At 29.2% G+C, this 5,066-nt stretch carries 4 protein-coding genes and 1 other annotated feature; of the genes, 3 read left to right on the forward strand and 1 reads right to left on the reverse strand.

What is annotated here, in order from left to right:
• Window positions 1-192 (forward strand): 3'-5' exonuclease (locus ACRDBA_RS16700; RefSeq protein WP_438574066.1); only part of this gene is annotated, 192 nt, incomplete at its 5' end.
• A gap of 89 nt (window positions 193-281) precedes the next feature.
• Window positions 282-505 (forward strand) — a binding site (T-box leader).
• Between the two features lie 199 nt (window positions 506-704).
• Window positions 705-2,366: a glutamate--tRNA ligase gene (gene gltX / locus ACRDBA_RS16705; RefSeq protein WP_438574067.1), complete on the forward strand. Its 1,662-nt coding sequence runs from the start codon at window positions 705-707 to the stop codon at window positions 2,364-2,366.
• A gap of 56 nt (window positions 2,367-2,422) precedes the next feature.
• Here gltX and ACRDBA_RS16710 read toward each other — a convergent pair whose 3' ends face one another.
• A complete protein-coding gene (locus ACRDBA_RS16710; RefSeq protein WP_438574068.1) occupies window positions 2,423-4,081 on the reverse strand; it encodes a glutamine--tRNA ligase/YqeY domain fusion protein in 1,659 nt (552 codons plus the stop codon).
• A gap of 536 nt (window positions 4,082-4,617) precedes the next feature.
• Here ACRDBA_RS16710 and ACRDBA_RS16715 point away from each other — a divergent pair.
• On the forward strand, window positions 4,618-5,066 hold a 449-nt coding region (locus tag ACRDBA_RS16715; protein WP_438574069.1), incomplete at its 3' end, for a glycoside hydrolase family 20 zincin-like fold domain-containing protein.

Genomic DNA, 5,066 nt, shown 5'->3' on the forward strand with positions numbered 1-5,066 from the left:
AGTACCTTCCCATCATATATGTCTATTAGAAGTAATAACTTAATGGAAGAAAAAAGAACCTTTTATGTTGCCTTAACTAGAGCTAAAAAGAGATTATATATAACAAGTAATATAGGAGACTCTTATGGTAGGAAAGGTGAAATAAGTAGGTTTATTAAGCTAATACCTAGGGAATATATTAAAAATATTTAAGTAAATTAAATATAATTTTAATAAATGTTATTTACAATATATTAATTGAAAGTTATAATATTAATGATAAATTTGTAGAAAAATAAATAATAATTGCGTTGAAAAAGAAGAGTAAATAGTTTGTTATTTCAAAGAGATTTAGGGATGGTGAGAACCTAAAAAATAATACTATTGAAGGAAGCTTTGGAGCTATAAGCTGAAAAATACGTTGTAGAGTAAGCATATGGGGTAATTCCCTTAAAGATATAAGGTGGATTAAATAATAATTTAATCAATTTAGGTGGTAACGCGGAAGCAGTCTTTCGTCCTAATTATTTTAGGATGAAAGGCTTTTTTTATGCAAATAATAATATATAATTTTTAATTAATGTTGAATTAATTAGGATTCAATATCAATTAAAAATTATTAAATTAATGATCATGTTTTAAGATAATGTTATAAGAGGTTAATTGTATTATTTACTTATATAACTAAAATTAAAGCATTAATATTTAAAAGGATAGGTGACAAAATGAATTTTGAAAAATTAGCAGAATTAATGTTCCCAAATGTTGATAAAACACCAGAAGATTATATTGGGATGTATCCAAAAAGAGAATTAAAGGATGGTGCAGTAGTTTGTAGATATGCTCCATCTCCAACAGGATTCCAACATATTGGTGGAGTATTTGCTGCTTTAATAAACGAAAGATTAGCAAGCCAAACAGATGGAGTTTTCTATTTAAGAATAGAAGATACAGATCAAAAAAGAGAAGTTGCAGGAGCTATTGAAGATACAATAGAAACTATGCATAACTTTGGAATGGACTTTAGCGAAGGAATGACTGGAGAAAATGATTTTAAAGGTAATTACGGTCCATATAGACAAAGTCAAAGAGCAGAAATATACAAGACTTTTGCTAAGGATTTAGTAAGAAAGGGATTAGCTTACCCATGCTTCTGTACACCAGAGGAATTAGCTGACTTAAGAGAAAAGCAAACAGCAGCAAAAATAACTCCAGGATATTATGGAGAATATGCTAAGTTTAGAAATATAACTGAAGAAGAAGCTATAGAAAGAATAAATAATGGTGAAAGCTACATAGTTAGATTAAAGTCACCAGGAAACATAGAAAATAGAGTAGAATTCCATGATTTAATAAAAGGTGATATAAGCTTCCCAGAAAATAACCAAGATATAGTTATTATTAAAGGAGATGGACTTCCAACATATCACTTTGCTCATGCTATAGATGATGCTTTAATGAGAACTAATCATGTTATAAGAGGAGAAGAGTGGTTATCATCACTTCCAATACATGTTCAATTATTTGATGTATTAGGATTAGAAAGACCACAATATGCTCATATACCAACAATCATGAAAAATGATAATGGTTCAAAGAGAAAGCTTTCAAAGAGAAAGGATGCAGAAGCTGCTGTATCATACTACAAAGAAGTTGGATATCCAATGGTTACAGTTATTGAGTACTTATTAAACATAATAAACTCAACATTCGAAGAATGGAGAACTGAAAATCCTACAGCTGATTACCATGACTTTGAAGTTTCATTAGATAAGATGAGTAAGTCAGGTGCATTATTTGATATAGTTAAATTAAATGATGTAAGTAAGGAAATTATTTGCAAAATGAAGGCTGAAGATGTTTATAACTACTATGTTGCATGGGCAAAGGAATTTGACAAGGAAATGTATGAATTAGTTACAGCTAATGAAGAGATGTCAAAAGAAATCTTTAACATTGATAAAGATGGTCCAAAGCCAAGAAAAGACTTTGCTAAATGGGATGAAGTAAAGGAAAAAATATTCTACTTCTTTGATGAATTATTTGCAAAGGAAACTGCTGATAAAATTGAATTACCAAAGACAGTTACTTTAGAAAAGGCTAAAGAAGTAATAGAAACTTATGCAAAGGAATTTAACTACAATGTATCAAGCCAAGAAGAATGGTTTGAGGACTTAAAGACTATAGCATTAAATCTTGGATACTGTGCTAATAGAAAAGAATATAAGGCAAATCCAGAAAGCTATAAAGGAATGATATCAGATGTTGCAGGAGCTGTAAGAGCTGCAGTTACTCACAGAAGTAATACACCAGACCTTTATACAATAATGCATATTTTAGGAGAAGAAAAAGTAAGAGCAAGATTTGAAGCTTTTATGAATCTTTAATTAAATAATAAGACCTAGCTAATTAATTTAGCTAGGTCTTTATAATTTGCTTAATTTTATAATTTAAATGAGCTTTTTAATGATACTATTCTATTAAATACTAATTTATCATCAGTAGTATATTTTGTATCAACATTAAAGAAACCATTTCTTACTAATTGGAATTTATCTTGAGGTTTAGCAGTATTTCCAGCTGTCTCTTCAACAAATCCTTCTAAAACTTCTAATGAGTTAGGATTTATTTGCTCTAGGAAGTGCTTTCCTTCATTTTCTTCTTCATCATCTAATATTAATGGTTCATAAAGTCTAAATTCAGCAGCCTTAGCAGTTTTAGCATCTACCCAGTGGATAGTTCCTTTAACCTTTCTTCCTGTAAATCCAGAACCACTCTTAGTTTCAGGATCGTAAGTACAGTGAAGCTCTACTACCTTACCTGATTCATCTTTTATAACTTCATTACAAGTTATAAAGTAAGCACCCATTAATCTTACTTCGTTACCAGGGAATAATCTAAAGTATTTCTTTACTGGTACTTCCATGAAATCATCTTCTTCAATATAGATTTCTCTTGAGAATGGAATTTCTCTAGTTCCAGCTTCAGGGTTTTTAGCATTATTTGAAACAGGTAACATTTCAGTTTGATCTTCAGGATAGTTAGTGATAACAACCTTTAATGGCTTCATTACAGCCATAGCTGAAGGAGCTTTTAATTGTAAATCTTCTCTTATGAAGTACTCAAGCATTTGAGAATCAACTGTTGAGTTAGCTTTAGCAACACCAATAGCATTACAGAAGTTTCTTATAGCTTCAGGAGTATATCCCTTTCTTCTTAATCCACAAACTGTAGGCATTCTAGGGTCATCCCAACCATCAACTACATTTTCATCAACTAATTGCTTAAGCTTTCTTTTACTCATTACAGTATTAGTAATGTTTAATCTTGCAAACTCAATTTGTCTTGGAGTATGTTCCATTTCACATTCTTTTACAAACCAATCATAAAGTGGTCTATGGTCTTCAAATTCTAAAGTACAAATTGAATGTGTAATTCCTTCAATAGCATCTTCAAGTGGATGAGCAAAGTCATACATTGGGTAAATGCACCAAGCATCTCCAGTGTTATGATGATGAGCATGAGAAATTCTATATATTATTGGGTCTCTCATATTTATGTTTGGAGAAGTCATATCTATTTTAGCTCTTAAAACTTTTTCTCCATCTTTAAATTCACCTTTTTTCATTCTTTCTAATAAATCAAGGTTTTCTTCAACGCTTCTATTTCTGTAAGGACTTTCTTTTCCTGGTTCTGTTAAAGTTCCTCTGTATTCTCTCATTTCTTCAGGACTTAAATCACAAACATAAGCTAATCCTTTTTTGATAAGAAGCTTTGCTTTATCATACATTATATCGAAATAGTTAGAAGCAAATAATATTTCATCCCAATTGCCTCCAAGCCATTTAACATCTTCTTTAATTGATTCAACATATTCTGTATCTTCTTTAGTTGGGTTAGTGTCATCAAATCTTAAGTTAAATTTCCCTTTAAACTCTTGAGCTAATCCAGAATTTAAAACTATTGACTTAGCATGACCTACGTGTAAGTAACCATTTGGTTCTGGTGGGAAACGAGTAATAATCCCATCATGCTTTTTACTTTCTAAATCTTCTACAACTATGTTTCTTATAAAATTAGATGAATTAATTTCAGTTGACATATTCATACCTCTCCTGCGTTTATTATATTTATAAATTTTGTTTATCTCATGGCTATAACTTGTAAGACTACCTCTTCTTCAGGCTGGAGTGTTACATGGTTCACGCCCTTAGATAACGCATTCTAACCTTTAGGTGTAGTTAAAACTCCACCTGAAGCTAAGAATTCTGTTTATACCGTTTTTACTAGATTTTAGATTAAATATACCTTTATTATATGTAAATAAAGAAAAATAACAATCTATATATTAAAATAAGTATTTTTACTATTAATTTTAAACTAATGAGAGGAAAAAATAAAGAGAATAAGTGGTAAAAATAAGTTTTTTATAACTAAATATCTAAAAGTATATAAAAAAGAAGAAAAATTTAATATTTTAATATAAAAATTCTAAAGTTTTCAGAAGTAAATATTTACATAATAATTTCCGAAATGTATAATAAAGGTATAAATTCAATAAAATGTATTTTAATTTTATCTTAAATGGGGGAGAGGTTTATTTTAAGACGTATAACAAGCTTTTTAGTAGTATTAGCTATGTTAACAGGTAATGCTTCAAGTGTTGTAAGTGCAACAAATTTAGAAGCAAATAATGAGCCAATAAAAAATATAGAAGATTCGAATTACGAAATTTATCCATTACCACAAAGTCAAGTATATTTAGATAACTATATAACTATTACTGATGAGGTAAATTTAGTAGTAGATAGTACTATTGATGAGTGGACAAAAGAATTTGTTCATGAAATCTTAAAATCAAAATCAATAGAAGCAAAGGTTTCAAATAATATTGTAAACGATAAAACTAACATAATCATAGGAACTAATGGTTCAGGTGAATTTGTAGATACTTATGTAAATGAACATATTGTGTATGATTCAAAAATTTATGATAAAGAAGACGGATATCTTTTAAGAATTGATGAAAAGTTAGGTGATAAAGGAACTATAGCAATCTTAGGTGAAGATACCGATTCTTCTTATTA

Origin of the sequence: Clostridium sp. (genome assembly GCF_051654825.1) — a bacterium.
In the GTDB taxonomy this organism is placed as follows: domain Bacteria; phylum Bacillota; class Clostridia; order Clostridiales; family Clostridiaceae; genus Clostridium.